The organism is Comamonas sp. C11 (assembly GCF_024496285.1).
Taxonomy (GTDB): domain Bacteria; phylum Pseudomonadota; class Gammaproteobacteria; order Burkholderiales; family Burkholderiaceae_C; genus Comamonas; species Comamonas testosteroni_F.
Genome location: NZ_CP101743.1, coordinates 2,812,662 through 2,837,117, shown reverse-complemented (window position 1 = coordinate 2,837,117; position 24,456 = coordinate 2,812,662). Strand labels below are relative to the sequence as shown.

Genomic DNA, 24,456 nt, shown 5'->3' with positions numbered 1-24,456 from the left:
CGTCACTCACTGCATGCCCTCCAGCTGGAACATGCCGTGATGGCTTGGAACATTTTGGGACTGTTCAGGCCCAAAAGCCGTTCCAAGCTGGCTCAGCACACCACGCAACAGTCGAGCATTGGCGCATGCTTTCACAGCGCCTTCCGATCCGATATGCACCAGGCCGAGTTCCCTCATGGAGCCACTCCGAACGTGCTTTGAGGCAGGATCTGGTAGGCGCGGCCATTGCTGTGCACCAGCACGGGAAAAACTGGCGCGCCCTTGGCGATCAATGTGTCTGCAAGGAATGCCCCTGTATCAGGAGCCAATTGCAAGGGGCTGGCCACTTGCTGCAGCAGCTTGAATGCGGCTGGCGTTGCTGCCTGCACCACAATGCCGACGGCATTGAGCTGTACCAGCTTCTTGTGATTGAAGGCTACCCAGCGCAAAGACGCGTCGTCCGCGCCGATCACGAACATGGGCTGAGTCAGCCATTGGCCATTAAAGACCTGCACGCCGTCTTGCTCGAGCACACCGCCGCGCAATTGGCTGCGAAACGGGAAACGCAGCCCGTCGAGCACATTCGCCTCATCTGTGCCGCCCACGATCTGGGCCACATAGGGCGCCAACGGCACAGACTTGCCGCTGTCGTGGAGCATCTCCAGCTCCACGCCGGCCAGGGCCGGCGCGCTGCAAGCGAATCCAAGGGCGAGGATGGCGAACCGGCAGCGCATATCAGCGTTTTCCGCGGTTGGCAGGAGCTGGCGATGCGCGCTCGATGATCTGCGTGCGCGGCACGTTCAGCATGTCGGCTGCACCGACAGACGACTGCACGCGCGGCAGGCCGTCATAGTTCACCATCGGCTCATTGGGATACAGGCGGGCCATAGCCGCCTGCATTTCACGGTCCCACAAGATGCTTCGCTCCACATCCTGGTGGAAGATCCGCGCCATGCGTTCGGCATACTGGCGGCGCTCTGCATCGTTGCGAGCATGAATGCCCAGCACCTCCAGGGGCGAGAGCTCCTTGACCGAGAAATTGGCACGAGGTCCTAGCGACAGCACCTTGGCTCGCTGCATCTCATCGGCAGTCAGACCCCACATCTGTTGCACAGCACGCGCTGTCTCGTCCAGTTGCGAGCGGCCCTGTTGAGTCGTGCTGGGCAGCGAGCTCGCTTCTGCAGTGCGGCCAGTGCGCAGCTGCGCAAGAGCGCCCGTGCTCAGCTGCAATGCGACCACGGTGGCAATAAAGGCAGTTTTTTTCATGAATCAGCCTCCATTGCTCACTGAAAGGGTCAGGCCTTGGCTGCCTGGAGCCACGAATGTGGCTGTGCGAGACACAGGATCTGCCGACTTGAGCGACAGACCATTGACCACATCACCTGGGCGCAAGACACGCACGCGGCGATCACCGGGCACGCCCGACGCGACCACGACCGAAGGCTCGCCGTTCCACATATCGACGGACACAAGCTGGGCACCAGCAGGAGCTGCAGCTGGCTTCGCGGCAACGACCTTTGCTGCTTGGCGGGGAGTCGCCGGCTTCGCCTTCACCATTACGCGCTTGGGCGCTGGGCGCGGCGACGGCTGCTCGACGGGGGCGGCCTGTGTGGCTGCCGGAGCCACTGCAGGCGCTACCGCAGGAGCGGGAGCCGGTGCCGCAGAGGTCTTGCCAGCAAGCGCGTTGGCCTGCTGCATCGCGGCCAGCTGCTGGGACATCAGCAACATCATGTCTTCCATGCGCTTCATGCGATCAAGCACCTGGGGGTCGACGCCGACTGGTGTTGCAGTCGCCACTGCCGTGGGGGCCACGGCCATAGTCGGCGCTGGTGCGGCAGTAATAGGGGCACTACCAGCCGGTGCTGCTGCAGCGGCCTCAATTCGCTGGAGGGCCACGTTGGCCACGGCTTGCGGCACAGCGCCTGCGTCCCCCAGGCTGGCAACGCCTGCATCAGCTGCAGACTGCCGCATAACCGCCTCTGGATCGAATTCTGGCTGCATGCCCACGGGGATTGGGTCCGCATCGCCAGCTGGTGCTCCGCCGATAGGTGCCGCAGCCGCATCAGCCAAGGGCGCAAGGGGCAGCGGGGAGGTGTCGGCCAGGCGTGGATCAAACTCGGACGCATCGAAAGCAGGCTGCGGCGTCACCAGGCCGGCCTCGGGAAGCGATGAGCCAAGCAGATCCAGTGCTGGTAGTCGTTTCGGCCCGTACTGAAGGTACCCCACTGCCAATATTCCCACGACACCCGCAATGCCGACTGTGCGCAGCACCCATGGGTTCGTCAGCTTGCGTCGAGACGGGATATCGCTGGACTCAACACTCACAGGCACCTCGGCCTTGCGTGGCCTTGCTGCAGCTGGTGCGCGACGAAATGCGCGGGCGAGGAATCCTGGCCGGTTTTTGACCTCAACAGGCGCAGCAGCTGCCGACGCAGGTGCAGTGGCAGCACTGAGAGGAGCGGCAGTCTCAAGCTCGCTCAACCAAGAATGATCGACAGCTGAATCATCAACACCAGTGACCTCGGGGGCTACAGAAGCCGCAGGCGACAAATCTGCCACATCGGGAGGCGGCGGCGGCGGCACGCTTGGCTCAGTCACTTGTACGTCTGCATCGACAGTGCTTTGTTCCGACATGCTCACTCCTTGGCGGATGCCTTCGGCTGAGGCGTAGTGCTAGGGCTGACGATGGGCTCCAGGCGGCGAGGCTTGGGTGCGTTTGCCAGGGTGAACCAAACGCGGCGAGTGATGTGGTCGGTGTGCCAGCGCCATGCTGTGCCTACCAGCACATTCAGAACGTCTTGAACAGAAAACGGGCCCAGCGTGCGCTGAGCCTCGGGCAGCGGCAGACCGAGAAAGCGCCGCGCATCGGAAGTCAGTGATTGGGAATCCACCAGGGCATAGCCAGTACGAAGCAGCGTGTACTCGATGGCTTCGCCAACGGTCGTCACCTGTTCGCGCGGGAATGTGAGCTGGGCCACCAGGGCCAGCGGCTCATTCAGATGCGGCTGTGGCAGGGCTTCGGCCGTGGTGTAGCGGCCCAACTGCAGGCGCTTGTTGCCGTCAACAAGCTGAGGGGTGGCCTGGGCTGAGGCCATGGCCAGCAAAGCCATGCTGGCAAAGAATCTGGGCGTGCGGGTCATGGACCGTAGGAACTCCGTAAAAAGAACCCGGACCACAACCAAGAGGAGGTGTGCGAAGAAGATCAGTGGCCCGGGGGGGTCGACGCAATGCGTCAGTCGCCGGGCCGAATGTTCTTAGACCTGTACCTTATTCACCAGCGGAAACCGTGCGTTACATACCTAACGGTTTACGCTTGACATAGTTTAAAATATATGTCTGAAAATAAACGGCTCAAAGGAAGGCGAGCGTCAGGGTCCGCTCACATACGGGGCAAACGGCTCTACTGGGTACAGGACCTATCCAAAGGGCGCGCATGCTCCTCAAAGTTCGGAGCATGCGCAAAGGATTTACAGGTACCGGCAAGGACTGTACGGGTCAACTAGAACAAGCTTCTGGCTCTAGGAGAGCCAAAAGCTCTAAATGAAAAGGACCAATGCATCGCCGCTCAACCAAGCCGATCATCGACCAGCCGGCAAGAGAGGGAACCATTAAGGTCTTACTTCTGCTGTTGCGCTCATCTCCAAAAAATCCGTCGATGTAAAGGTTACTCATGGCTATATCTCGCTTGACTCGACCCCTTTCGCTGGTAACCTCATGTGAATATTCGGCAGGATCTTGGGATTACACAAACTAGAACCGCCTCCGCCGTTAAACAGCACCGAAAGCACTTTTGAATGACGATGAAGCCAAGACCACGAGCGAGGCGCCTCAACCCAGCGATGACTGACGGCTATAGCCTAATGCTAAATCCGTTAGTATCTGCATCCCTTACTCGAGAGGCATATGTACAAGCTATGTCTCGCTTTCTTGTTCACGAAGACCCTAAGTCCTTTGAGGAGAAGTTCGACAAGCTTTACTCACGAGAGAGATTTCGCCAAGAGTTGAGTTCTGAAGCAAAGACCATTGAAGAGATGCTCGGCCAACCCATGTTTGGGTATAGGCATTTTGAAGATGGGAATAAGAACAACTTCCTCCTTCACAGAAACACTCTCAAACTCAATAGAGAGAAAGTAAAGCTATATCAAAAACATAGATTTCTATATGAGGCAAGCTTTCTAAAAGGCGAATTTGGTGAAGCTTCAGCGAATTTGAAAGCTCTAACCGATCGGCTTGGAGAATCACTGTGGAGCATCAGAGCAAATATAGCTTTATTATCCCAGCAAGGGAAAATTGACGAGATGGAAGAATACGTTGAGCAGTGCAAGGCCCGCTCGACCCATCCTTTTATACGTCTCACATTTAATTGGTTTTTACTTGTCGCCAGCGACCCATTGCTTCATCTCGAGAAGACGCTGATCATCGCAATTCGGGAACTAGCGGAAGGAGGAGAACGAGACTGGGCAAAGATGGTTGAGCTACTATTAATCCCAAAAGCCATGGGGTTATTGAGGCTTGATGAGCCATGCTTTCACGTAATTCATACCTTGCCCTTGGTAGACCAAATATGGCTAATCGAAACCATGGCATCCGATACACGGTCAGCAGATCCACATCCTTCTCACCTTTTCCTTCAAGAACTTGCCCAAGACATTGAAGAAATGAAGGACGAGGTCCGCAATGAACTAGGTATAGACAAAAAAACACTGATAACAAGTCTTTCAAAAATCGTCTCTCTTTATGAACAAGAAGACTATGAAGAGCTTTCACGGGTGTATAGAAGTCTTAAACCCAGTGCCGAATTCGAATTCGCTGTCCTTAATATAGTAGCGAAAATACAAGCGCAAAGCCAGGTTCGAATAATTCCTGAAAAGTCGCCACTGGCTAAGATCGTCAACAACTTGGCAGAAATCTATTCCATAAATAGTTCACCGAAGAAGCTTCGAGACGATCATTTGAGCCAAGTTGCCAATCTAAATGGATTCTCTGGGTTCGAGGTTTTAGACACAGCATTATGTCTTGCCATGCCAAACGGGATCGCAGAGGCCCTAACAAAAAAAATATCTCAGTCGTTATCATCCAGCGCCGTAGCAACTCCAATGACGTCATGGATAGGAGACCAAAAGGCATTCACTCTTGCATTACGGTATCAGTCTGAATGTGCATCACTTCCCGCCCATAGGCGCCTTAAACAGCGAATAATTCAAGTCGCCGGAGATCCAGAGGCATCATATGACACTCTTGACAATCTCTTAGATCAGTATCAAGAAGAATGCAGGTTAAAAAAAGATGCATTGGAGATAACATCAGCGGCCTACCTCTCTACAAAACGCCTTTCTGAGCTCATTAGCTTTGCTGCAAGGGAACTCGCTATTGATGTAAACACCTATGCTGCTCTGCCGATGGCTGCAATGATGGCACTGGTCGAGAGTGAATCATTTCACTCTTTGGAGGCTGTCGTCATCGCACACGTCTACGTTACATACATCGACAGGAAAAAAGAGTATGTACTCAATGAAACTTTTGAGCAGTATCTGGAGGCTGAGGATGTCGACAGGCCTAGCGCCCTCTTTGATCGACTAGATTGCAACGATCCTCTTGTCGCAATATTTTTCAAGGACATATCTGCACTTGATGTAATGGACTATTTAGGTTCCTACGAAACCAGTAGCGAACTCAGAGCTGAGAGGATTTCAATACTAGATCACCTCCTAGACAAAGGAGTAATCGATCAAGAAGCGCACGACCTAGAGGAAGATGAGATCCTTGGACAGATTGTGGTGGATGCAGGAGCTGCGCATTTCAACGAAAGCAAGATTGATATTAATACAACAGAATTAAAGAAGCTTGTTTCGGGTGATTTTAAGCCACTTATGGCCCTGTATAAGTCACTCGATGAGTCTCACGCTGACCGGTTTATCCGAATAGAAGGCGCGGAGGAGGATGATGAGCCGGCCCAGAGAGCAATCGCAGTCGGCGACAGAAAAACTACTCTCCTCAGAGCAATAAATCTCGTACAGAATGCATTCCTATTTGATGAAAAGTATGGCCTAGATAAAAATCTGAGCACAGAAATCAGGCACGGCTTCTTCTCAAATCTAATGCGTGTTCGACTAGAAGAGAAACATCTCCTCACTGAGGCAGATGCAACTGGAAAGTATGTCAGCAATCAGTTCTGGCTCGCAGCAAATGCGTTACTGAATCCAGATATTCTCGAATCCGTAGATTTAGATCTAGCGACGTTTTCTGAACGATTTAACAATCTTGTTCGGGAGGCGGAAGAATGGATGAAAATCGCAACTGATGGTCACGAGCGAGGCCGTAGAGTATTTTCCTACACCATAGGTTTAGACGATTTTTCCAAGCTTGAAGTCGATGCACTTAATATGAGTGCCGACGATTTCCTGGATGTCGTTATTAATCTTTTCCTTAAGAATACGTACTTTTTCCTAAGCCAAGTACGGGAAAAATTAAACGTTGAATTCAGGAGGAACGTGTTAGATCTCTTAGACAATCTAGCCGACAGCATTGTCGCATCAAAAAGAGGTGCCGCCATGCTCGAGTTGATGGCCGCAATTGAGCAAGCAAGGCACGGCATCCAAGAAGATATTACTGTTGCGGCAGAGTGGTTCAAGCCGTCTGATACAAGCGTAGTTTCAGCTAGACCAATTCCGGATCTCATTGATATTTCCGTCGAATGCTTTCGAAGAATCGGAGGAGTAGCATTTCACCCGATTATAGAATATATCGAAGGCCCCGTCGTGGCAAAAGTAAATGGCGCTGATGTAAAGGATTTTATTTTAGTGCTTGTAACTCTATTTGAAAATTCATTTAGAAGAAGTGGCCTGGGCAAGGACACGCCTGTACTCATCAATTTCAGCGCCGGGTACGAAGTATTCTCGCTTCGTATTTCAAATAGCATATCCCCAGATCGCAGGTCCCAATATAGCGAAGACTTCATCAAAGACCTAGATGCGAGGATGCGGTCTCCAAAATCGATAGCGCTAATGCGTAAGGAAGGCGGAACAGGACTGAGTAAAGTTTTCAATCAGCTACGCTTAATTAGCCAAAACTTTGATGTTCAGCTCGGTGTAAATGACTTTGGCTTCACTGTGGAGATAAAGCATGGCAATAAAAATATTGCTCATTGAAGACAATCCGCATAAGCGGGATAGAATTTTGTCGTTTCTAGATGGAAGCGATTTCAGCGTTGATGTGCAACATGCTGGCTCCTTTACGTCAGGATTTCGCCTGATGACAAGTAACGAGCCATTCGAACTTATACTGATGGACATGAGCCTGCCGACCTATGATAAGTCGTCTAGCGAATCAGGTGGACGATTTCGAACCCTTGGAGGCCGTGAAGTTGCCCGTAAAGCCTACCGTAAGGGTGTGACAACGCCAGTATTGTTTGTGACTCAGTATGACGCTTTCAGTGAAGGCGATGTATCTCATACACTTGACACTTTGGATAAAGAACTTAGATCTGAGTTTGGAAGTAGATATCACGGCATCGTTCAGTATGACAGTTCACAGTCCATGTGGAGACAGAAAATCAGCGACGTATTACGCCTTATCGACAAAATTTCGGACCAATGAGAATACTAATAGCCGATGATGATCTTGCGCGTGCGCAACGCCTCAGCGCACATTTGCAAGAATCTTTAAGTGTCCCAGAAAATCATATCTGCATTGCGGAATGCTTTGATGAAGCAAAAAAAGCAATGCGTGCATCATATTATGATGTGTTGCTATTGGATGTTGTTTTCCCCAAGCGCAAAGGTGAGAAAGGCAGCTCAAAGTTAAGCTTGCAACTAATTGAAGAGCTGGGTAAGAATGCGAAGCTAAAGAAGCCCGAGAAAATAATAGGTATCACTGCACATGCGAATGATATCGGTAGTTATCGCGAGGATTTTGAAAAGCACTGTCTACTTGTAATTGAAGCCTCTGCAGGAAGTAGTACGTGGAGAGACAAGATTACATCAAGCCTTCGGTATACTGGTTCATCCCAGATTTCGCGTGCGGTAGAGCCAAAAAATATCGCTGTTGTTAGCATTCACGGTATTGCGACCTACGGTCAATGGCAGAATAAGCTGCGCTTGCTAATCGAGGAACATACCGACACCTGCTCATTTAACACATATAAGTACGGCTGGTTTCCAACACTATTCTTCGCAGTTCCATCAATGCGGATGGCTGAGGCAAAAAGGCTTTCAGATAGAGTTCGTAGTGAATTCAGTAGTGGAGAATCCGATCATGTATTTGTCTTTTGCCATAGCTTTGGGACACTCTTATTGGCCGAAGCACTAAAGATTCTTATTGCGGAGGAAATTACTTTTCCGCGCTGCACCATAGTCCTTGCGGGCAGCGTTCTTTCTTGTGATTTTGACTGGGGATTCCTCCCAGGAGACGGGTCAATTAACATAATTAATGACTGCGGCGTCGATGATGATGTGCTCTTGATTAGTGAGGCATTCGTCTCTGGAACAGGAATGGCAGGGCGAACGGGATTCAATGGCTTCAGCTCGAAGAGGATAGTAAACCGTTTCTTTAGAGGAGGGCACAGCCACTACTTCAAGAGCAGTGATTTCATGAGGATGTACTGGCTGCCGTTACTAAGCACCGCAGGGATTGCAAATGATATCGAAAACCGCCATTCATATAGCAGCCTTAGTGCAACACTTGGAAGTGCTGCTCGATTTTTCGGTTTCTTTAAGAACAAAATTTATCTTGCAGTGGCTGTTATAGTTCCCCCTTTTGCGTTATATAAGGTTCTTTTTTAAGATTCCCCAAACGATCGAATCGCATAACGAAGCAGGCGGAAGTTTTTCGCCCAGCCATCTGACGGAGGTCCTAGCGGGCTGCTTTTTGCTAGATACCCACTATTTTGAACCAAAATGTAACTAAATAACATATCTGGGACTGGAGATCAAGCGAAAAGCCTCCGGTCATCACCGCAGGGTTTCGCGCTGACAGGTGAGGGCGCACTAGGTACGGTTGCGCCCCATGGACGACCTCGCCCGCGCACCGCACCTACATAGTCAGCACATCCAGCAGAGAGCCAACAGTGATCCACCATTTCTAGGCCGAGATCCGCTTGATCGAGGCTGCTCGATATTCGCTATCGCAGACAGCCTGCAGCTGCTGGGCCTTGCCAGCAAAACCAATCCGCTCATGCGTTGGTTAGGTCGCTTTGAGGGGCTGGAGCAGCATCTGGAGGAGGAGCTTGACCCAATCTTCTGCGTGCGCTCAATCCTGCTGCAGCTGGTTGCTGACCATCCCAAAATGCCGCATGTGCCCAAACCTCAGCAAGAGAAGAACTGGCACGGCTTTGTCATGCGAGTCGTGGCGCAGCCGTTCGTGCACACATGCGGCGACTGGGGCCGCGACGGCATCGCCTCACGCATCAAATGGAACCCGCTGCAGCAGAGTTTCATGGACTTCCTCGCGCTGGGCCAGCCGGGGGAGGAACTGTCTATCTGGACACCCACCGATGGCAAGTCAGCGCGTGCCCAGCACTTCGCTCGAATCCTGCTCCAAGAGGAGTGCGCGTGAAGAGTATTGCTTCAAAGTTGCTTGCGATGGTGCCCTGGAGCAAGGCCAAGCCCGTGCAGTCTGCGCCTGCAGGCCCGCTGCCGCTCCCCGACGCGCCAGTATCGACGGGCGCTCAACATCTGCCACTCAAGCCAGACGAGATCCACATCGCGGGCAGTGAGCCCGGATGGTTGCGCGTGCTCAATGCCCAGCAGCTGCTGGCCACGGTCCGCGCAGAACGGGCTATCACCCAGATCTGGAGCCAGTCGCATCAGTCGCAGGCCATTTGGGAACGGGACCTGCTGCCAGCGATTCGACGGTACGCCGAGTTCGTGCAGCTCATGCCGGCCTCCGAAGCGCACCACCACGCCCACGCAGGCGGCCTGCTGTCGCACACCATCGAAATGCTGCTTGCGGCCATGACCTGGCGCAATGCCCATCTGCTGCCAGGCGGAAGCCAGATCGAGATCGTTGACGCCCAGCGCGATCAGTGGACCTATGTGGTGTTCTTCTGCGCCCTGCTGCATGACATCGCCAAGCCGATGACCGACCTACGTATCGCGTGGCGTCCAGTCGGCGAGAACGATCCAATCCGTTGGGCACCTGCAGGCGGAAGCCTGTCTCAGATCGCTGGCCAACGCACTGCCGAGTACCTGGTGGACTTTGCGCCCAAGGGGCAGCGCGATTACAGCGCCCATGCCAAACTTGCCCAGCTGCTGCTACCCCGCATTGCGCCAGAAAGTGCGCTGCGATTCCTGGCGCACACGCCCACAGCCTTGGATGCCCTGGAGCAATACCTCACCGGCCAGGACAAGGACAGTCTCGTTGCCAAGATCGTCAAGCGGGCCGACCAGCTGTCCACGCAGCGCGCCTTGCAAAAAGGCTCCAAGGCCCGCTTCGCCACGGCCAAGGCTGTGCCTCTCATCGAGCTGCTGATGCAATCCATGAGGACCATGCTCCAAGCTGGCACACAACTCCCGCTGAACCGCAATGGTGCGGCAGGTTGGGTGTTCGAGGGGGCGATCTGGTTCGTGGCCAAGCGCCTCGCTGATACCGTGCGAGAGCACATCCAAGCAAACGAGCCCGACGAAAGCGTGCCTGGCAACGCAAAGAACGACCGGCTATTCGACACCTGGCAGGACTACGGCGCGATCGAGCTCAACCCTGCCAGCGGCCAGGCCGTCTGGCATGTCACAGTGCACGGTTACGCCGAGGATGGGTCAGAGCAGGGGGCCTACATGCATGACTTTGCCATGCTCAAGTTCCCGCTGGCCAAGCTGTTCAACCACGAGAGCAAGTACCCGGCCGCCATGCGCGGGCGCCTGGAGATCCGCGACCGTCGCAAGGATGGAGCAGGGCAGGACGAACATCAAGCTGCTGCAACTCTCAGTGCATCGGAATCTGCGGCAGCAATCGATGCCAATGCACCTGCAGCTGCAGCTGCGGCATCCTCAGCCCAACCATCCCAGGTTGCGGCAAAGCTTGCGAAGCAACGGCCCCAGGATGCGGCAGAAGCTAAAAAGCATGCTGCCATCATGCGGGAGCCCACTTTTACCAAGCCGCCGAATGCTGCGGCAAAGCCCAGGCCTGCGGCAACCAGTGCGGCAGCAGCTAAGACCACTGCACCAGAAACTCCATCCCAAACTGCGGCAGTCTTGGCAGTTGGAGCGCCTACGGCGCCAGTGCAGCAGACCCAAGCTGAAACAGCCTACGACGAGTTTGAAGCTGGGGCAGCATCGAGATCCGGCGTGCCCTCCCCATTGAAGCTGGACTACGACAGCCTCGACAACGGCGAAGCCGCGTATTTGCAGGGCGACAGCGAGGGCAGCTACTTCCTCGATCCATCCGAATCTGCAACAGCATCGGACAAGCCTGGCAAAAAGAACAAGCCGGCCAAGAACCCACAGCCGGCAGAGAAGGGCGTAGCGCCCATGGAGCAACCATTCCAAGATGCCGCAGCGGTGCCACCACCAGCTGCGCCTCCTCAGCCCGCCACCTTGCACCAGCCGCCCCAAGCTGCCGCAACTGCGGCCGCAAGGCCGCCTTCTGTCAAACCTGCAGCAGCTGCGCCGCCGCCAGCGCCAAACGCGCCTAAGCATCCCGCCCATGAGCTACGTCATGACCAAGTGCCGCGCTCTCAAAGCGTGAGTGCCGAGTTCAAGCGCATGGCCGCTGAGCTGGACGAGCTCGATGACCTGCCCGTACTCAAGGGACGCACCGTCACTGCAAGTCCGCCGCCGGCGGCCGCAGCAACACCAGGGCCGGTTCTCCTGCTGCAGCCGCTGCCCGACATCGACGAAAACCCCGACAAGCCGCCACCCGAGCCTAGCCCCTTGGCTCTGGCTTTCATGCAGTGGGTGCAAATGGGCCTGGTCAATCGCGAGCTCAAGTTCAATGAGACCGGCGCGGCGATTCACTTCGTGGAGGAGGGCATGGCCCTGGTATCGCCCAAGATTTTCAAGGAGTACGCACGCCATGGCGACCGTGAGGACGGCCACGAGGATCTCACCGTCGACGAGCTGAGCACCAAGACCCAGCGGGAGGTCATCAAGTGTGGCTGGCACCTGCCAGCCGCGAACCGCACAAACATCGTCCGCTATGAGATCCACAGCCGCGGCACGGTAGTGGCCCATCTGTCCTGTGTTGTCCTCACCAGCCCAGGCCGGTGGGTCCAGCCCATCCCCCCCAGCAATCCCGCATTGAAGATGGTTTGATATGAAATCCACCTGCTCAACTGATTACGAGATTGGCGACAACACCGCGCCAGACAAGCGCCTAGAGCTATGGAAATCGCGTAGCTTCTTGTTTCGGCTGCGGCACCGATGGAACGTGCTCAGTGCTTTTGCCGAAGGCAGTTTGACCTGGCACCACGCAAAGCTCGGCCTCAAATACCCGGATCAGGTCATGTGGCTGCAGCGCTGGCCGCCAGGCAATGGATTGATGCCAGTCTGCCCAGCCGTCATTGCTGAGCTCGAGCACATCGATCGCACCATGATGGACTCCGACCAGCCAGCGCCACGGGCCGCTGTCTTTTCACTCCACAGCATCGGCCACGATCGTACCCAGTGCAGGAACTGCGGCGGATCTGGCAGGGCCTTGCCCACGCAATGCCCAGGTCGCCCCATGACCGATGACGAGCGGCAGGCCGTCCTGGAGGGGCTACTCGATTACGTCGATGGCCAATGGCTTGGCCAAGTCATCAAGCATGCCCCAAAGCCGCTTGCCGAAACCTGCAAACTGGAGCCTCAATTGGCTGCCGAAACCTGCAAACTTGAGCCAAAAACGTCTGCCGAAACCTGCAAACTGGATTTGCCGTTTCCTGCACTCTATATACAAGGGTCTTCTATACAAAGAACTACTACTACGTCTCCAAGTGTCGTAGCGCTCGAAGTGGCACCAGCTCGCGAGGCGGAAGTCTTCTCGGAAAACGACTGGGCAGCGAAGTGCGCAGCCTTGTCGGACGCTGCCAATCGGGGCTGTGGCCTGGTGTACGAGACCTACGAGCTGCGCGTCGGAGCCAGCATCGACCTGGCGCTGCAGCAGGTCCCCGAGCTCCTGCGGGCTCGTGCCATCGAGATCGCTACTGAGCACGGATACACAACGCCTGTGGAGCGCGCAGTGGCCGCACAAATGCAGAGAGATGACGGTTTCTGCAGCCATGGCCTAGATCCAGACTGCTGCCCAATGGGCTGTGGCGACATTGACTCTGGGGACGACGAGCAGGACGAGTTCGACCTAAGTCCGTGCAAGAAGTGCGGCGACCCATTGGCCGCTCATGGTTGGCCTGATGCTTGCGAGTTTGTAGCAATCGACTCAATGCCTGAGCCGCCAAAACATGACAGGTGAAACAAAAATGTTTGACAGTTGGGAGCGAAGTCCTTAGAGTGCGAACCGTGCGTCAACGAGGTGAGTTGTTCTTCTCGCTGAATTTGGGTAAGAGGTTGTAGTAGCGTTGCTGGCCGTGAGGTCCGCCAAAAGCCATAGAAATCAGAGTCTTAGCGCTCCTATTTTTAGAGCTTATCTACTAGATACGATGTATATTATGTTTAATCGTATTGCGGTTCGCCTAAGGCTGCGACTGCAGACAAAGCTAACAACGCTCCAACTTTCATAACGATTGCTCCAACGTCAGTTGATGTTTAGAGCACCATACCCTGCACATCTCCCTCACTTCCTCAGCATCCTGGAAAACGTCCCCGGCAACATTGAACAGAAAGCAAGGCTGCTAGACATTTCTCCAGCGACATTGCGCAGATATCGCACCAAAGGCCAGGCACCCAGACCCATCCATCTAGCGCTGTTCTGGGAATCAGTCTGGGGCATTCAGTACATCGAATCAATTTCTGGGCTTCGTACTTCCACATATTTCGCCCAAGCCAAAGCGCTTGAACGACAAAACGAGCGCTTAAAGGATCAAATAGCCAAACTGGAAGCAGAGATAACCAGGACTGAAACAGGCCCAGCCAATCTCCCCATTTTCAGCGTTGGCTAATCCTTGTACTGAGCATAAAAACGGCGTCTTGACGCATTTGCGGCGTCAATACATTCGACCGTCAATGGATCGTCGGTACAGATCTGAGTCGGCCTAAATGTGCGCTTCCAAGCAGCTTCTCTACGTGCTTCAAATGCCTTCTGCGCTTCTTCTGCCTGTTGACGTTGAAATGCTTGCTGCTGAGCGGCCGCCTGTGCTGCTCGGTTCTGAGCGTCTTGTTGCTGGCGTCGTTGCTCAGCTTGCAAGCGCGATTGCTCCTCTTGAGCCTTCATTTTTTGAAGATCTCTTTTCATTGCCGCTGTAGCTTGATCCGCAGCATATTCAACGCCAATTGCGATTATTTTGGTGTACGCAAGCGCAGCCAAGAGGCCACCAATAAACACGCCAAGCGCGATTTTGAGCACGTCCATAAAAAATGTGCTCTCCGGTTCATTCGCCATATAACGGGCCATATCCCCTCCTCCTTATCTTGCTGAGTTTATGGGACAAGAGTGCTGACGCACCAATACCGGTTTTTCAGGGCGAGTGATCCACCCCCTGCTATTCACCAGGTGCACGCCTTCCGTCTATGCGCTTCGCCTTGCAAGAGCTGCGGGACGCGGCATGCTGTTGGATTCGTGGTTTGACCTGGTCAAACACCGGCGCGCTGCCTGGCGGTTCGCATCTTGACGTCCGGTCTGTCGCGCGGCGTGAGGCGAACTGCGAAGTCCTGAGCCTCAAACGAGGCATGCGCGCACCTGGTGCAACTCCCTCAAGCTCTCCTGAGCTGGGCTTTGCCCAGACCCTTCCCCTTTTTTTCTCTTTGCCCTGCTTTCATGCTGCGGTTTCACCGTGAAGACTGTTCCAGTCTCCCCGCCGAAATCCTCCCATGACCACTGACAACCTTCTGTTTCTGCCTCTCGGCCTAACTTCCGGGGTTCAGTGACTACCCAGACACCGCCCTGCGGTTTCACCGAGAAGGTCTACGACCTCCCCGGCAAAATCCTCTGGCTTATCTACCACTCACGTTCATGCGCGTCATCCGCAACTGCTCGCAGAATGCTTTCGCATCCTGCAGCTGTCACATCCACACAGCAGCAGTCACGGCCATAGGGATTGGTGGCCCAAATCCATCCGCTCATCTCGCCGACGCTCCATTGCTCAAAGTCGACCTGGTGGCCGGCTTGAACCAGCGTGAGCAGCTCATCAGGCGTCGGCCTGGTCTTTAGGCTGATGCGGCTCATTGGACTCCCCTCCTCTTAAGCCTGGCCGGAATCAAGGCGCGGCCCTGCGGTTTCATCGTGAAAATCTGCGATTTCCCCGACGAAATCCTCAAGCCTGTTTTACCTGTGGCAAAATCCACTCAATCACGCGCCAATCATGTAATGTTTGCTACATTATTTGTAGTAAATATTACGTGCAAATTCATACATCTGCGAATCACTCCATGAGATTCGACCGAACCTGGGCATTGCGCATTGCCAGGCTCTCCAGATACCCCAGATCCTTCTTTTGCTGTGGCTGCTGCTGGGCCACCTGGACGGGCTGAGCTACCGGCATGGGCTGTTGCTGCACCTGGTGCTTTTCATCCTTCGCCGCGGTCTGCTGCGGCCGCTCTGACACTTGACGTTGCGGCATGCGCCAGTCGACGAAATAACCCTTCTCCACGATCTGCTTGCACACGTCATCGCTGACGGTCATCAGCGTGGCCTGCTGCGTGAAGCATTTACAGCCCTTGGACTTCATGATGACGCAGGCAGCGGGATACGGTGCCTCAACGGGCTGGGTGACCTGGTCGTAAGCAGGAGCGGTATGCGGAAAGCCTTCAATCCTCGGCTTGTAGTCAGCCAAATATTGCGCGGCTGTGCGCGGTGCTGCTTTGGCTGACGCACCGGCCTGGCCAGGCTGACCAGGTGCAGCAGCTGTTGCGCCTGGCGCGGTGGCCACAGCTTGACCAGGCACACCACCCTTGGCTTTATCGAGCGTCTTTCCAAAAAGTGTGATTCCACCCCAGACAGCTAACGCAGCGAGTACCAATACGCCGGGTATTGCCCAGACCTTGAGCGGGATCTGCCTCTTGATGTTGTGCACATCGGCACTCTTGTACCAAGGCTTTGATATCCAGTTTCCGGCTTTGTCCTTTTTTCCAAACGCTTCCTTTGGATATCGCCACGGGAGCTTCTCGCTCTTTTTTTTTACCCGCTCGGGGTCGGTCTGCATGCGGTTGAATTTGTGCGCGATGGCGTTTTCTGAGCCGAAGGCGCGCACCACATGCCAGTGGATCTCGCAGAGCTTGCGCGGCGTGACGTGCACGAGCTGCGGGTCCTGCGTGATGAAGTAGAAATCGATGCCACGCTTGCCATGCTTGGACAGCTCCAAGATCGGCGCAGGCACCTTAGAGCCAGGCGGGGCCATGCCCCAGAAATCCTGCAGCTCATCGACGACGATGATGGAGTCATTAGGGCAGTTCATCCATTCATCAGGATGCGCAATCTCCGTCCAGCCTGGCAGCGTAACCTCTGGAATGTTGCAGTAGTAAACCGGGCGGTTTTCCTTGGCCGCGCGTTCCTTGACCTGGATGAACGTGAACAGCGTTTTGCCTTGTCGGGGCAAGCCCGTCACGAAGTTGATAGGCATGTCGATCCCCTCTTATTTTTGTACCAGGCGGCGCACCTTGTCGCCGCCCAACGCGTTGAGCATCACCTTGACGCCAATGGCCGACAAGATGATGGACAGATGCACGTCAATGCGAAAGAAGCCGGCCCAGGCGGCGAGCTCGGAGCTACCGACCGCGCCTATCAGGCTGCTAGCCTGGCTCTTGATGTTGTCTATGAGCGCGCTGAAACCGACGTACTCAACGAAGCCGAAACCGAGCGCGAGCAGCACGCGGCCGACCAGGCTACCTGCAACCTGAATCAGGCCGGCGAGGATCCACGAAACAATCATTGGCATGGTTTAGCTCTCTTTCTTGCCGCCTAGAACCCACACGCCGCAACCGAGCAGGGTTATGCCTACCCCAGCCAGAGAAAGCACGCCCAGGGGCCCGCAAATGCGGCTGAAGGGAATAACCAGGTCACCACCGCGACCGCCAAAATTCAATGGAATAGTTGGGTCTGCGGGGCAAGAGCTGACCCAGCCAAGGCCGGTCTGATCGAATGAGCTGCCTACGTTGACCTGGCCCGCGCTTTCCTTCATGGCATCAGCAGACTTGTCGTCAGTACCGTTCAACGCTTTGTTAGTCAGACTGTTGGCGTCCTTGTCCTTACCCATGGTTTCACAGTTGTGCTTGTATTGCTCCTTGAGCTGCGCACATTGCAAAGCATCGCCTTCGCAGGTAAAGCCACCTTCGCAGGAACCGCCGAAGCTGCCGCCACCGTCCTTGCCATCGCCCTTTGAGTCGCCTTTGCACTGCGCAGAATCCGCATTGTTCTTGCAGTAGTCGTCCTTGGACTGCGACACGTTGGTGACGTTCGTGACCGAAGATCCGCCACCAGCAGGCGTTGTCGTGGTCGTGGTTTCGGTCTTGCATTCCTTGCCTTGGCAAGTCGTTTTTTCAGTCTTCTTCTCAGTACTGCCGTCGGCGTTTTTCTTCTCTGTCTTCTTCTCGCTCTTGACGATGTTTGTGCCTTCATCTTTCACGCAAACGGACACGCCATTCACTTCACCGCCAAAGCCGCCAGGGCACTCCGGAGCGTCTAGGCACACTTTGCGACCGCCGACCGATTCGCTACCGGCATAGCCAGATTTTTTGCAGTTGGCTTCGACCTCCGTGCCTTCACCGGGCTGCTCTGCAGGTATGTCACAGGCCTTGCCCTGCACTTCGCCCGGTGGACCCTTGTACATGCCGTATTGCCCAATCGTCTGCTTTGAGCCATCAGGCATTTCGACCACCTTGTCCGCACGAAACTGCACTGTGCAGCCAGACGTAGGCGAGCTATGGGGATGACACATAGTCCCGGATGGAACATCACCTTTAAGCGTGACAGTCTGGCTCAGCGTGCCATTGCCGACACCGAAGCCGGACATGTTGAAGTCACCAGCGCATTTAGCGTCCGGAGTCTCAGCAGACACGCACTGCCCGCCCAGCTCGAAATAGCCCTTGTCGCATTGGCAGCCATTGCCAATCTGAGAGGCCGTCGAGTTCGCAGGACAGATTTGCACAGATTTGGCGATAGGAACAGCCCCCACCCACGTACCCTCTGGCCTAGCAAAACCACCAAAGCCATAAACAGCGCATTCCTCGGTAGGCCCATTCATCTCAACACGCAATTGATGCGATGTGTACGCCCCCGGTTGTCCACGGACGAGCTGCTTCGCATAAGTCTCAGCCAAGGGGTCACCACAAGCGCCCGCCAGTGTGAGATAGACCATAGAGACATTAGTGCCATACTGAACGCGGAAACCGTCAACCTTGGGGACAGCAGCCATAGCCACATTAGCACCAAGCACAGGCAGAAGCAGCACAAGAATCAGGCGGAACAGATGAGCCATAACGCACCTCACGGCCAAAAGATGATGCAGCCGCACAGCACCATCGTGATAACGATCCAGAACCCCATTTCGTAGCCCTCCCTGGCATGAAAAAAGGCGCCCACACATCAGCGTGAGCGCCCCAGAAACCAGCAGGCCATCAAGGCCCGCCGCACGCGCTTACAGCACGCGCTGGACCCACTTGTAGAGCTTGATCACGACAACCAGCGAGATCACAGCCACACCGATAGCGGAGATAGCTGTCACGCCACCTGTGATGGTCGAAACAATGTCAGTCGTGTCGATCGTCACACCGGCAGCATGCGCACCAGATGCCAATGCCAAGGTCGAGCCAGCCGCCAGAGCCTTACCAGCCGTAGCCAGCTTGGCAGGAGCGAGCAGAGCACGGCGCTTCACAGCGTTGATTTGGGTCTTCATTCTTCTTCCTTTGAACTCAGGGAGTTACGGACTTGGCGCAGCACAAACGCTACCGCCATAGCCAACAGCATGGCCCCTGAAATTGCCACCGCTGATTCGTTATCCATGTAGAACGGGCTGTACTGGGCCAGCTCTACACGGGTCATGACCACATACGCGTCAGGCGTGTCGCAGGACACTTCCTGATAGGTCTGGTTGGTCACAAATACGCAGTACACAAAAATCTCTCTTAGCTGCGGTCGTATTGAAGAGCGCCGCAATGGGGGCAGGCACCAGGCAGGTTGCTGGCGTAGGCCTCCTCTTCAAAGGACAGGTCTTCATCCTCTTCACAGGCATCCACCAGCATTTCGTCAGTCAGCGGCTCACTACAGCCTTCACACAAAAACGCGTCCATCAGATCTCCTTTGCTGTTAGTGGCAGTGCAACCGCTTGAGCGCCGGCGCTTGCTGCGTCGTGTGTCTCGCAGGCTCGCCCCACAACGCCGCCAGCGGGTACAGCCTGGCCGTTCGCCAGCTCCACCAGCAAGCGGTCGTACTCGGCTTGAGTCTTGACCGCCAGGCGCGAGAAAAGCGCGGCACGCTTGCGAGCGTTTTCGATGCGGTTGCGGCGTGCGAAAAATGCAACGACAACAGAGGCGAGACCTTCAATCAGCAGCAGCACACAATTGACCAGGCACGCACCCAAGATGCCGCCACCAACAGCGGCCCAGAAGAGCTGCGGGACGATGAAATCAAGCTGCGCCTGGACCATGTCAGTCCTCTACCGCATCGACGGTGTGATCCACAGGCGTGACCATGGCGGTCTCGCCAGTCTCCTTATCCGTGGCCCGGAACGCCTTGCGCGTGTAGCCGCCCACGACGCAGAGCTGCGTGATGGTCTCGCCCTTCTGGCCCAGGCGCGACTTACTGCGAATCTCCAGCGTCTGAGGACGGCTGTATTCGTCGGCCGCAGGGCACAGAACGCGCGTGTAGCTGGTGTTGCCATGACGGCGTGTTTCTTCGACGCGGCCACGCACCATCATCTGGTTGAAGCCCATTTGTCGACCGGCCTTAGGCGCGGCAGTTGCTGCATCACTCATCGTCATTTCTCCATCAAGCGGCTAAGCGCAGTTCGTCCCGGCTGTAGTTGAGTTCGGGGCGGTTTCTGGCCGGGGCATTGCAGAAACGCCTGTCCACGCGGTGCGGCGTGAAGTCATGAACAAGGCTGTCGTTCGCAGTGACATGGATGTCAGAAGAGCGCCAGGACACGCCAGCGTCTTCAAGCTGCTTACGATTGCGAAAGAACGTGGAGCGAGTGAATTCCTTGCGCATTACGTCTTCGTTTTGGGTGCACATGGCAGACCAGAAGCCATAGAGCTGCAAGCCCCTAGTACTGCCGTAAATGTTTTGCAAACGGGTCATCACTGCCTTGGTCGTGCGTACTGTTTCCATGGCTTGCTTCCCTTCGCGCAGGAGGCGCTCTACTTCTTTGTCGTGAATCGTTTCCAGGTAGGCGTCGTCCACCTCGCTCACTAGCGGGTTACGCCCAAAGTCGTACTGGAATTTGTCGGAGTGCACTTCGACCTCAACCCGCAGGCGGTTGTCGGCCAGGCGTTGCAATGCCTTGAGCTTGTTTTCTGCGCGCTCGAAGTTGCGCATATCCTTCTTTCCGTACATCAGCGCATAGGCTTGACGGAAGTAGTTGCGCAGGCGCGCATAGTCGTGAACCTTGAACTCGGAGCCCTTGTGATAGAACTTGACCGTCGTTGTCTTGCCCGCAAAGTACACAGCCATGTCGTACTTGGCTGCCTTCTTCTGACGGCGCGGGAAATTACGCAACTGGATGCTGTCGAAGAACTCTTTGCAGGCCGGTTTCGTGAGCGCGTAGACATGGGCAACGTCCACGCGGTGGACCGTCCAATTGCCCGACGGCGGCAGATCCACGCCCAGCAGCTTTTCGACCAGGTTGACGAAGAACGAGCAAGCCTTCTGGAAGTTGCGGGGCCCGCCATAGACGTTGTGGCCCATCATGGCCTTGTGCACGGATCCTTCGACCAGGATGTAAGGCTCGCAGGGAGCCAGGCGCGGCCGGCCGTTTTTGTCCGTAACCCAATCCTCGTACATGGGGCGCACGCTGATGCGCGAATCCCAGGAACCGAGAAGCTCGCCTGTGTGCAGCTCGTACAGCATTGCACCTGTAGCCAGGTCAACACCGGAGCGCAAAACGCATTGCTGCTCGATCGCTCGGACGAACGATTCGTCCATGGATGGGCTCTTCAGCTTGAGGGTGTCATAGGCCATTTTGTGACCCCTTCCCCAAAACTGGCGAAATCCTATCGGTAGGACTCTCAGGCGGTGCTACCACGCCCGCCTGAGAAAAAACCTGCTTTGCGAGAGCCTGCGATGAATACGTGCGACCAGCGGCCTTTTCCCGGCCCAGGAAGGCCAGGAAATCGAGATCCAGCGTGCTCGTGGACAAAAGCGAAAGGCCCTCCACGCGGATGCGATTGGAGAGCTCATAGAGGCGCAAATCGTCAATGCGATGTGGGCGGCGCATCATGGCCGTGACCTGGTCGTGTGCGTCATTGAGGCGTGCCGCCGAAAACGACATGCCCTGACCTGGTTTGCCCATGTAGAACGTGATGCTCATGACAGACGCCTCCCAAACAGGTCGGCAAGACGCCCAATCAGCCAATCGTGAAACGGCACAATGAGCAGCCAGAACAGGCACATAGAGAGCACTTGGCAACCCACAAAAAGCATCACCCAGAGCAACAGGGAGGAATTCGTGAGTCCAATATCAGCAGATGTCGTATGGATCGTTTGGGCCGCAGTCGCTGCGGCAATCGTTTTTGGAGCCATCACAACAGCGGTGAGCTTGCACATCAAGCGAAGCGAACGGAAAGAGCGCGAGGCACACAAAGCAGAAATCGACCGGCAGCGTGCCCAGGCCAAAGCAGCTCGGAAGCGAGCGAACGGGCGCAGGTAGCTGGTGTTCATACCTCGATACCTCTGTCGCGCAAGAGGTTCGTGATGGCAGCAACACCGGCGCAAAGGGCACTCTCTTCTCTGCAGTTTTTGTACGACCCATTGAGGAGCATCTCCTCAAGCGTGGCCCTGTCGGCCATGTAGTCCTGGTAGACCTGGGGAATGGTGCCCTCCACCTGGCCGACCTCGGCGGAAGCCGCCAGGCGAGCGCTTTGGTCTTCTTGACCAGGTGGAGAACTTATGGGGGATGTGTAAGCGGTTGTCGACATGCTGGCGGCTCCTTTTGCGTTACCCACTTTGGGTAACAGCCCGAAGCTACCATTGCTCAAGTTGGATAACAACCAAGAAAGCGCGCGTTATCCAAGTTGGGTAACATTTACGCAACACATGTACGAGGCTCTATGCAAAACACAATGAATCTGTTAGCCGAAGCTGAAAAGGTTAAGGATTTGAGCGCCTGGGCGAAGGAGCTAGGCTTGTCTAAGCGTGTGCTTTACACAGCCAAATATCGGGAACACCTCAGCCCATCTGTGGCGGGTGTTCTTGCGGAAAAGCTCGGCCTTGATGTCCAAGCGTGGATTGTTGTAGCCGCACTAGAAAGCGAGAAGGACAGCGCGTGCAAATCGCGCATGGTGCGCAAGTTTCTAACCGGCGCCGCCCTCGCCGGAACGCTGATGGGTGCTAGTGGTGCTGCTACTGCCGCCGTAGCAAACATTACTCAAGCCGCCGACGGTTTGTATATTATGTTTAATCACAAATGCTAGGCTACTTGTAGCAGTACGCCCTCTCATTGCAGGTCTCTCAAGGTTGTGCATGCCGAAACCTAGGCAATGGCTAGTCTCCTAGACCTCAGGCTATCCACCATCAAGAAATATCGGCGCGAGGGCAAGCTCCTCGCGCCGTTCATTTGGCATTGTTTTGGGAATCACGATGGGGAATTTCTACCATCGACGCAACCGCTTTCAATCATGCAGCGGGCAACTACGCACTAGCTGAATCTATCAAGCGCAAAAACGCTAGGCTTGTCAAGCAAATCTTGACCATGGAAAAGGAGCTTGCGAGGCATAAAACTGCGTCTGCAAACGCACCAATTTTCCAAATTGGCTAGCATCCGATACGAAATTGTCGGTCTCGGGCTTCTTTTCGTGCGGCCCTAACGTCATCGAGTTTCTTCATCCCGCATGCATTCACTCGGCACTCGGCATCAAGCACTCGAATCTGGTGCTCAAGCATTTGGCATTCGCTCGGAGTTGAAGAAGCAGATCGAGAAGCCACTGGAACGACTTGCTCCGCAGCTATGGCGTGGGCTTTATCTCTCTGCTGTCTGGCGATTGCCACCTGCTCTTCCCAAGATACGTGGGCAGGAACACGTGCAATACGATCCATAAAACGACCGTTTGCTGAGCACGGAACGCTCTCCCATGTGAGCCGATCTTGAAAGTCTTTGCAGAGGTAAATTTCCTTTGTCTCCGACCTATTCACCGGACGGCTGCTCTGTTGCGTTATCTGTTGACCGCCCTTGCAGGGTGTATTGCTGTAGGTATTTCCACATCGATAAATCTGGCCTGTAGCTTCGGTGCGAGGCTCTTCAGGTACCAAGACTCTTGGGGCAACGACAGTCGGCTCCGGCGGAGGCCGAGGCACAGGTCGTTGAGAAGCCGCCGGAGGAGGCCCAACTAAGAAGCGCAGTATTTCGGACTGGTACCTATACGCTAGCGCGCCAGTCAAAAGCACTGCAACAGTAAGAACGAGCTTTGTGAAAAAGCTCATTTCATTCCGGCCACTTACAAACGGATTTTCCGTCTTCCAACTCCCAGGATCATAGTGCCCCATACCCTCACCCTCCACTTATGAGTCAGATCATAGAGCACAGCACTTTATGCGGTGCACTACATCTCATGCAGAGCTAAAGTTCAGAACATAATAGGCAATGGAAAATCAATACCTCATTTACTTAGAAGAAGACCAAGAATTGTATGCAGCTGTTAAGGGCGCACTTCCCGCGCTGCAGCGACTGAGCCCCGATCAAATTGAGAAACTTGTCTTCTATTTGAAGAGCTTGCACCACTACTACCCGAAGAGCGAGAACCACAACGTCTACTGGTCAGTCTTCGACGATAAGCTTCAAGGAATACGGAACTCCTCAGAGCAACTAGATCTTCAGCGACAAGCAAGCCGTTCCCTAATGAAAGGGGTTGCTCTATGCGCCATGGGTGGAGTGTCTTTGGCGGTTGCTCTGGCTGCATTTATAGGTACCCAAACTGGGCTCGGCGCTGTATTTCTTTGCATTGCGTGTTCCTGTGTATTTTTCGCCGATTCCACGTTCTTCATGAAAGCGATAAAGGTAAGCAAAGAGCAAGATCGAAAATATTTTCTATCCTCTGTTCGCGCCGCTAATGCGTGTAATGAACTTGACTGGGCAGGTCTTTTTTCTTATAACATTGCAACAAAAGACGGAGCTCTAAGCGATGCTGATTTAGCACATCTCAATGAGCAGGTTACTGAACTAACAGCAAAGCTTCGCAATGCTCTCTACAACGACGAATATTTCCAATATTCAAAGATAACAAAATACGATAGATGAACCTCAAATCCCAATTT

Annotated in this window: 27 protein-coding genes; 8 read left to right on the top strand and 19 right to left on the bottom strand. The window is 54.9% G+C overall.

Translation table 11 applies throughout. The annotated features are described in order from the left end of the window. Positions 1–6 precede the first annotated feature (6 nt). The 5 genes from NOX35_RS12970 to NOX35_RS12950 form a co-directional block, all read right to left on the bottom strand. Positions 7–177 carry a hypothetical protein gene (locus NOX35_RS12970; RefSeq protein ID WP_256496843.1) on the bottom strand — a complete coding sequence of 57 codons (171 nt, stop codon included), beginning with the start codon at positions 175–177 and terminating at the stop codon, positions 7–9. Next, positions 174–713 (bottom strand): PFL_4695 family integrating conjugative element protein, encoded by a 540-nt coding sequence (locus NOX35_RS12965; RefSeq protein WP_256496842.1) that lies wholly within the window; start codon positions 711–713, stop codon positions 174–176. Before NOX35_RS12965 ends, NOX35_RS12970 begins: the two co-directional genes overlap by 4 nt. A 1-nt stretch (position 714) precedes the next feature. Further along, positions 715–1,245 (bottom strand): hypothetical protein, encoded by a 531-nt coding sequence (locus NOX35_RS12960; RefSeq protein WP_019042358.1) that lies wholly within the window; start codon positions 1,243–1,245, stop codon positions 715–717. Between the two features lie 3 nt (positions 1,246–1,248). Further along, on the bottom strand, positions 1,249–2,304 hold the full coding sequence (locus NOX35_RS12955) for a hypothetical protein (RefSeq protein WP_256496841.1): 1,056 nt from the start codon (positions 2,302–2,304) through the stop codon (positions 1,249–1,251). A gap of 311 nt (positions 2,305–2,615) precedes the next feature. Further along, the gene (locus NOX35_RS12950; protein ID WP_114862530.1) at positions 2,616–3,119 is read right to left on the bottom strand and encodes a hypothetical protein; all 504 of its coding nucleotides are present in this window, start codon (positions 3,117–3,119) and stop codon (positions 2,616–2,618) included. 774 nt (positions 3,120–3,893) lie between these two features. On the opposite strand from NOX35_RS12950, the gene NOX35_RS12945 reads away from it, so the two are divergent. The 6 genes from NOX35_RS12945 (at position 3,894) to NOX35_RS12920 (ending at position 13,356) form a co-directional block, all read left to right on the top strand. Then, a complete protein-coding gene (locus NOX35_RS12945) occupies positions 3,894–7,127 on the top strand; it encodes a hypothetical protein (protein WP_256496840.1) in 3,234 nt (1,077 codons plus the stop codon). Further along, positions 7,102–7,575 carry a hypothetical protein gene (locus tag NOX35_RS12940; protein ID WP_256496839.1) on the top strand — a complete coding sequence of 158 codons (474 nt, stop codon included), beginning with the start codon at positions 7,102–7,104 and terminating at the stop codon, positions 7,573–7,575. The genes NOX35_RS12945 and NOX35_RS12940 overlap by 26 nt, the downstream gene beginning before the upstream one ends. After that, positions 7,572–8,759, top strand: a complete 1,188-nt coding sequence (locus NOX35_RS12935) for a hypothetical protein (protein WP_256496838.1) — start codon at positions 7,572–7,574, stop codon at positions 8,757–8,759. The genes NOX35_RS12940 and NOX35_RS12935 overlap by 4 nt, the downstream gene beginning before the upstream one ends. 223 nt (positions 8,760–8,982) lie before the next feature. After that, complete coding sequence (locus NOX35_RS12930; RefSeq protein ID WP_256496837.1) at positions 8,983–9,531, top strand: hypothetical protein; 549 nt, start codon at positions 8,983–8,985, stop codon at positions 9,529–9,531. Next, on the top strand, positions 9,528–12,224 hold the full coding sequence (gene mobH / locus NOX35_RS12925) for a MobH family relaxase (protein WP_256496836.1): 2,697 nt from the start codon (positions 9,528–9,530) through the stop codon (positions 12,222–12,224). Before NOX35_RS12930 ends, mobH begins: the two co-directional genes overlap by 4 nt. 1 nt (position 12,225) lies before the next feature. Then, entirely contained in the window at positions 12,226–13,356 is a 1,131-nt protein-coding gene (locus NOX35_RS12920) for a hypothetical protein (protein ID WP_256496835.1), read from the top strand. A gap of 642 nt (positions 13,357–13,998) precedes the next feature. Here the strand turns inward: NOX35_RS12920 and NOX35_RS12915 are convergent. From NOX35_RS12915 to NOX35_RS12850, 14 genes are all read right to left on the bottom strand, one after another. Further along, the gene (locus tag NOX35_RS12915) at positions 13,999–14,454 is read right to left on the bottom strand and encodes a hypothetical protein (protein ID WP_256496834.1); all 456 of its coding nucleotides are present in this window, start codon (positions 14,452–14,454) and stop codon (positions 13,999–14,001) included. Between the two features lie 543 nt (positions 14,455–14,997). After that, on the bottom strand, positions 14,998–15,225 hold the full coding sequence (locus NOX35_RS12910; protein ID WP_256496833.1) for a hypothetical protein: 228 nt from the start codon (positions 15,223–15,225) through the stop codon (positions 14,998–15,000). Between the two features lie 196 nt (positions 15,226–15,421). Next, complete coding sequence (locus NOX35_RS12905; protein WP_256496832.1) at positions 15,422–16,618, bottom strand: zonular occludens toxin domain-containing protein; 1,197 nt, start codon at positions 16,616–16,618, stop codon at positions 15,422–15,424. Positions 16,619–16,630: 12 nt separating this feature from the next. Continuing rightward, positions 16,631–16,933, bottom strand: coding sequence for a DUF2523 domain-containing protein (locus NOX35_RS12900; protein ID WP_046462558.1), 303 nt, complete (start codon positions 16,931–16,933; stop codon positions 16,631–16,633). 3 nt (positions 16,934–16,936) lie between these two features. Next, the gene (locus tag NOX35_RS12895; RefSeq protein WP_256496831.1) at positions 16,937–18,472 is read right to left on the bottom strand and encodes a hypothetical protein; all 1,536 of its coding nucleotides are present in this window, start codon (positions 18,470–18,472) and stop codon (positions 16,937–16,939) included. Positions 18,473–18,631: 159 nt separating this feature from the next. After that, positions 18,632–18,889, bottom strand: a complete 258-nt coding sequence (locus NOX35_RS12890) for a major capsid protein (RefSeq protein WP_256496830.1) — start codon at positions 18,887–18,889, stop codon at positions 18,632–18,634. Next, entirely contained in the window at positions 18,886–19,092 is a 207-nt protein-coding gene (locus NOX35_RS12885; RefSeq protein ID WP_256496829.1) for a hypothetical protein, read from the bottom strand. Before NOX35_RS12885 ends, NOX35_RS12890 begins: the two co-directional genes overlap by 4 nt. Before the next feature lie 26 nt (positions 19,093–19,118). Beyond that, positions 19,119–19,283, bottom strand: a complete 165-nt coding sequence (locus NOX35_RS12880; protein ID WP_256496828.1) for a hypothetical protein — start codon at positions 19,281–19,283, stop codon at positions 19,119–19,121. Further along, a complete protein-coding gene (locus NOX35_RS12875) occupies positions 19,283–19,639 on the bottom strand; it encodes a hypothetical protein (RefSeq protein WP_256496827.1) in 357 nt (118 codons plus the stop codon). Before NOX35_RS12875 ends, NOX35_RS12880 begins: the two co-directional genes overlap by 1 nt. A 1-nt stretch (position 19,640) precedes the next feature. Then, the gene (locus NOX35_RS12870; protein ID WP_256496826.1) at positions 19,641–19,967 is read right to left on the bottom strand and encodes a single-stranded DNA-binding protein; all 327 of its coding nucleotides are present in this window, start codon (positions 19,965–19,967) and stop codon (positions 19,641–19,643) included. Positions 19,968–19,980: 13 nt separating this feature from the next. Next, positions 19,981–21,168: a phage/plasmid replication protein, II/X family gene (locus NOX35_RS12865; RefSeq protein ID WP_256496825.1), complete on the bottom strand. Its 1,188-nt coding sequence runs from the start codon at positions 21,166–21,168 to the stop codon at positions 19,981–19,983. Beyond that, positions 21,158–21,517, bottom strand: a complete 360-nt coding sequence (locus tag NOX35_RS12860; RefSeq protein ID WP_256496824.1) for a hypothetical protein — start codon at positions 21,515–21,517, stop codon at positions 21,158–21,160. Before NOX35_RS12860 ends, NOX35_RS12865 begins: the two co-directional genes overlap by 11 nt. Beyond that, positions 21,514–21,867: a hypothetical protein gene (locus NOX35_RS12855; RefSeq protein WP_256496823.1), complete on the bottom strand. Its 354-nt coding sequence runs from the start codon at positions 21,865–21,867 to the stop codon at positions 21,514–21,516. The genes NOX35_RS12860 and NOX35_RS12855 overlap by 4 nt, the downstream gene beginning before the upstream one ends. Next, on the bottom strand, positions 21,864–22,124 hold the full coding sequence (locus NOX35_RS12850; protein ID WP_256496821.1) for a hypothetical protein: 261 nt from the start codon (positions 22,122–22,124) through the stop codon (positions 21,864–21,866). The genes NOX35_RS12855 and NOX35_RS12850 overlap by 4 nt, the downstream gene beginning before the upstream one ends. 144 nt (positions 22,125–22,268) lie before the next feature. On the opposite strand from NOX35_RS12850, the gene NOX35_RS12845 reads away from it, so the two are divergent. Both NOX35_RS12845 and NOX35_RS12840 read left to right on the top strand, forming a co-directional pair. Then, entirely contained in the window at positions 22,269–22,619 is a 351-nt protein-coding gene (locus tag NOX35_RS12845) for a hypothetical protein (RefSeq protein ID WP_256496820.1), read from the top strand. Between the two features lie 1,166 nt (positions 22,620–23,785). Then, a complete protein-coding gene (locus NOX35_RS12840; protein WP_256496819.1) occupies positions 23,786–24,439 on the top strand; it encodes a hypothetical protein in 654 nt (217 codons plus the stop codon). Positions 24,440–24,456 lie beyond the last annotated feature (17 nt).

Bases quoted from the DNA above. Each gene is read 5' to 3' on its own strand.
- NOX35_RS12860 (WP_256496824.1), bottom strand. From the start codon at position 21,517: ATGAGCATCACGTTCTACATGGGCAAACCAGGTCAGGGCATGTCGTTT.
- NOX35_RS12965 (WP_256496842.1), bottom strand. From the start codon at position 713: ATGCGCTGCCGGTTCGCCATCCTCGCCCTTGGATTCGCTTGCAGCGCG.
- NOX35_RS12945 (WP_256496840.1), top strand. From the start codon at position 3,894: ATGTCTCGCTTTCTTGTTCACGAAGACCCTAAGTCCTTTGAGGAGAAG.
- NOX35_RS12875 (WP_256496827.1), bottom strand. From the start codon at position 19,639: ATGGTCCAGGCGCAGCTTGATTTCATCGTCCCGCAGCTCTTCTGGGCC.
- NOX35_RS12905 (WP_256496832.1), bottom strand. From the start codon at position 16,618: ATGCCTATCAACTTCGTGACGGGCTTGCCCCGACAAGGCAAAACGCTG.
- NOX35_RS12950 (WP_114862530.1), bottom strand. From the start codon at position 3,119: ATGACCCGCACGCCCAGATTCTTTGCCAGCATGGCTTTGCTGGCCATG.
- NOX35_RS12890 (WP_256496830.1), bottom strand. From the start codon at position 18,889: ATGAAGACCCAAATCAACGCTGTGAAGCGCCGTGCTCTGCTCGCTCCT.
- NOX35_RS12935 (WP_256496838.1), top strand. From the start codon at position 7,572: ATGAGAATACTAATAGCCGATGATGATCTTGCGCGTGCGCAACGCCTC.
- NOX35_RS12840 (WP_256496819.1), top strand. From the start codon at position 23,786: ATGGAAAATCAATACCTCATTTACTTAGAAGAAGACCAAGAATTGTAT.
- NOX35_RS12915 (WP_256496834.1), bottom strand. From the start codon at position 14,454: ATGGCCCGTTATATGGCGAATGAACCGGAGAGCACATTTTTTATGGAC.
- NOX35_RS12845 (WP_256496820.1), top strand. From the start codon at position 22,269: ATGAATCTGTTAGCCGAAGCTGAAAAGGTTAAGGATTTGAGCGCCTGG.
- NOX35_RS12870 (WP_256496826.1), bottom strand. From the start codon at position 19,967: ATGAGTGATGCAGCAACTGCCGCGCCTAAGGCCGGTCGACAAATGGGC.
- NOX35_RS12895 (WP_256496831.1), bottom strand. From the start codon at position 18,472: ATGGCTCATCTGTTCCGCCTGATTCTTGTGCTGCTTCTGCCTGTGCTT.
- NOX35_RS12960 (WP_019042358.1), bottom strand. From the start codon at position 1,245: ATGAAAAAAACTGCCTTTATTGCCACCGTGGTCGCATTGCAGCTGAGC.
- NOX35_RS12900 (WP_046462558.1), bottom strand. From the start codon at position 16,933: ATGCCAATGATTGTTTCGTGGATCCTCGCCGGCCTGATTCAGGTTGCA.
- NOX35_RS12855 (WP_256496823.1), bottom strand. From the start codon at position 21,867: ATGAACACCAGCTACCTGCGCCCGTTCGCTCGCTTCCGAGCTGCTTTG.
- NOX35_RS12930 (WP_256496837.1), top strand. From the start codon at position 8,983: ATGGACGACCTCGCCCGCGCACCGCACCTACATAGTCAGCACATCCAG.
- NOX35_RS12865 (WP_256496825.1), bottom strand. From the start codon at position 21,168: ATGGCCTATGACACCCTCAAGCTGAAGAGCCCATCCATGGACGAATCG.
- NOX35_RS12850 (WP_256496821.1), bottom strand. From the start codon at position 22,124: ATGTCGACAACCGCTTACACATCCCCCATAAGTTCTCCACCTGGTCAA.
- NOX35_RS12940 (WP_256496839.1), top strand. From the start codon at position 7,102: ATGGCAATAAAAATATTGCTCATTGAAGACAATCCGCATAAGCGGGAT.
- NOX35_RS12880 (WP_256496828.1), bottom strand. From the start codon at position 19,283: ATGGACGCGTTTTTGTGTGAAGGCTGTAGTGAGCCGCTGACTGACGAA.
- NOX35_RS12970 (WP_256496843.1), bottom strand. From the start codon at position 177: ATGAGGGAACTCGGCCTGGTGCATATCGGATCGGAAGGCGCTGTGAAA.
- NOX35_RS12910 (WP_256496833.1), bottom strand. From the start codon at position 15,225: ATGAGCCGCATCAGCCTAAAGACCAGGCCGACGCCTGATGAGCTGCTC.
- NOX35_RS12920 (WP_256496835.1), top strand. From the start codon at position 12,226: ATGAAATCCACCTGCTCAACTGATTACGAGATTGGCGACAACACCGCG.